A 2,531-nucleotide genomic window follows, 5' to 3' on the forward strand; every position below is an offset into this window, starting at 1 on the left:
TCGGCACGCCTTTGATCAGCGGATTGTCCGAGATCACGGTGATAAATGCGTTGAATGCCTCGGATCTGGCGGCGATCCCGTCCAGCCAAAGCAGAATTGCCTCATCCATGCTGCTCATTCCCTCTGCCGTTGCGCTTATGTCTCTCCTTTGTGGCCTTGCGACCGCTGTCCCGCGCCTATTGCGCGCCCAAGCTGCACAATATGCAAAGATTTTGTGGCAATTTGGCGGCGATTTCCACCGCCCCGATCTCGCAGGCCCTCGCAGAGCCTCCATCACAGCCGTTCTTCGCCATCCACGGCATTAGGTTTTGACAAAAAGGTGCCGGTTGCTTAGGCTCGACATGTAACACTTGGCGATGCGCGCGGCATCCGCGCACAGCACCGGGTCAGTTCACGGGCACTATAGGAGGATTTAGATGACCGATATGAATAAGAAACAGGGTGGAACGGGCTCGACCACGGGCACCGGCGCACCGGCGGTAAGCGACCGCAACTCTCTGACCGTGGGCCCCGATGGCCCGATCCTGCTGCATGACGTGCATTTCCTCGAGCAAATGGCCCATTTCAACCGCGAGAAAGTGCCCGAGCGCCAGCCCCACGCCAAAGGTTCGGGCGCGTTCGGCACTTTCGAGACCACCCATGACGTCTCGGCCTATACCAAGGCGGCGCTGTTCCAAAAGGGCGCAACCACCGAGATGCTGGCGCGCTTCTCCACCGTTGCCGGCGAGATGGGCAGCCCCGACACATGGCGCGATGTGCGCGGCTTCTCGCTGAAATTCTACACCGATGAGGGCAATTACGATCTCGTCGGCAATAACACCCCGATTTTCTTTGTCCGTGACCCGATGAAATTCCCGCATTTCATCCGCAGCCAGAAACGCCTGCCGGACTCGGGTCTGCGCGACAATCATATGCAGTGGGATTTCTGGACCAATAACCCCGAATCCGCGCATCAGGTGACCTATGTGATGGGCGTGCGCGGGCTGCCCCGCACCTGGCGTCATATGAACGGCTACGGCTCGCACACCTATATGTGGGTGAACGAGGCGGGGGAGCGGTTCTGGGTGAAATACCATTTCCACACCCATCAGGGGATGGAGTTCTTCACCAATGAAGAGGCCGGCGCGATGGCCGGTGCCGATGCAGATTTCCACCGCCGCGACCTGTTTGACGCGATTGCCCGTGGCGAGCATCCGGCCTGGACGATGTCGGTGCAGGTGATGCCCTATGAAGAGGGAAAAACCTATCATATCAACCCCTTTGACCTGACCAAAACCTGGCCGCATGCGGATTACCCGCTGATCGAAGTCGGCAAGATGACCCTGAACCGCAACCCCGAGAACTTCTTTGCCCAGATCGAGCAGGCGGCCTTCTCGCCGGGGAATACAGTGCCGGGGATTGGCCTCTCGCCGGATAAAATGCTGCTTGGCCGCGCCTTTGCCTATAATGATGCGCAGCGCAACCGGATCGGCACCAACTTCCACCAGCTGCCGGTGAACCAGCCCAAGGTTCCGGTGAACACCTATATGTTCGACGGGCAGATGGCCTATCACCACAGCGGCAGCGCACCGGTGCATGCGACCAATAGCGGCGGCCGCAGCTGGTCCGACGAGACCGGCGCGGTGCATGACGGCTGGGAGGCGGACGGCGATTTCGTGCGCAGCGCCTATACGTTGCGGCCGGGTGATGACGACTTCTCGCAGCCGGGCAAACTGGTGCGCGAGGTGTTCAATGATGACGAGCGCCGCCAGTTGGTCGAGACGGTCAGCGGCGCGCTGCTCGGCGGGGTGCGCTCTCCGGTGCTCGAGCGGGCGTTCGACTATTGGAAGAGCGTCGACGCGGAGGTCGGCCAGCGCATCGAAGACGCGGTGCGCGCGGGGCAGGCGGGCTAAGCCCAGCGTTCCGGGATGAACACAGACGCCGGCCCTCACAAGGGGCCGGCGTTTTTATCTCTGCGTCGCCCGTGGCCCCCACGGGCCGCGCCCGACCCTCCCCCAAGGAGGGGGCGCCTCGGCGCTGTCTTTCACCGCACACCCGACATCAGTGCTTTTGAGCGCAGAGCTTCGTGGCAAGGACTGGCGCCCACCCAAGATCGGGCGCGTCCCTTATCGCTTCACTTTGAGTGGAGGTGTGAGGATACCGTTGGCAGATGCCCCTGAAAATCTCAGCGAAGCATGTCCCAACTGCAGGGCCCGGCGGCACCGCCGGGCCGCGCCCGACCCTCCCCATGGGAGGGCGCATCGGTGATGTCTTTCACCGCACACCTGACATCAGTGCTTTTGAGCGCCCGCGTTGTGGAGCGGGTGCGCGCGCCCACCCAGGGTCGGGCGCGGCCCTTCGTGCTTTGCTCACAGCGATGCGGAAGCGGTGCGGGGGCGAAGCACCGTGAGAACTCTCAGCGCTATGAGCCCCGACATCAGGGGAATCGCATATGGCCGTGACGCACTGAACGGGATGGCTTGTGGCTGGGCTCATGATGGATTCTGAAGGTGGACTCGTCCTCCTGGAGCCCATCACCGTCATGCATCTGT

General features: G+C 62.0%; 1 protein-coding gene. It reads left to right on the plus strand.

The features are described 5' to 3' along the window. The first annotated feature begins 416 nt into the window (after nucleotides 1-416). Nucleotides 417-1,892: a catalase gene (locus tag ACODTZ_RS36070; RefSeq protein ID WP_309589528.1), complete on the plus strand. Its 1,476-nt coding sequence runs from the start codon at nucleotides 417-419 to the stop codon at nucleotides 1,890-1,892. Nucleotides 1,893-2,531: the final 639 nt, after the last annotated feature.

The organism is Rhizobium sp. FG113 (assembly GCF_057809895.1).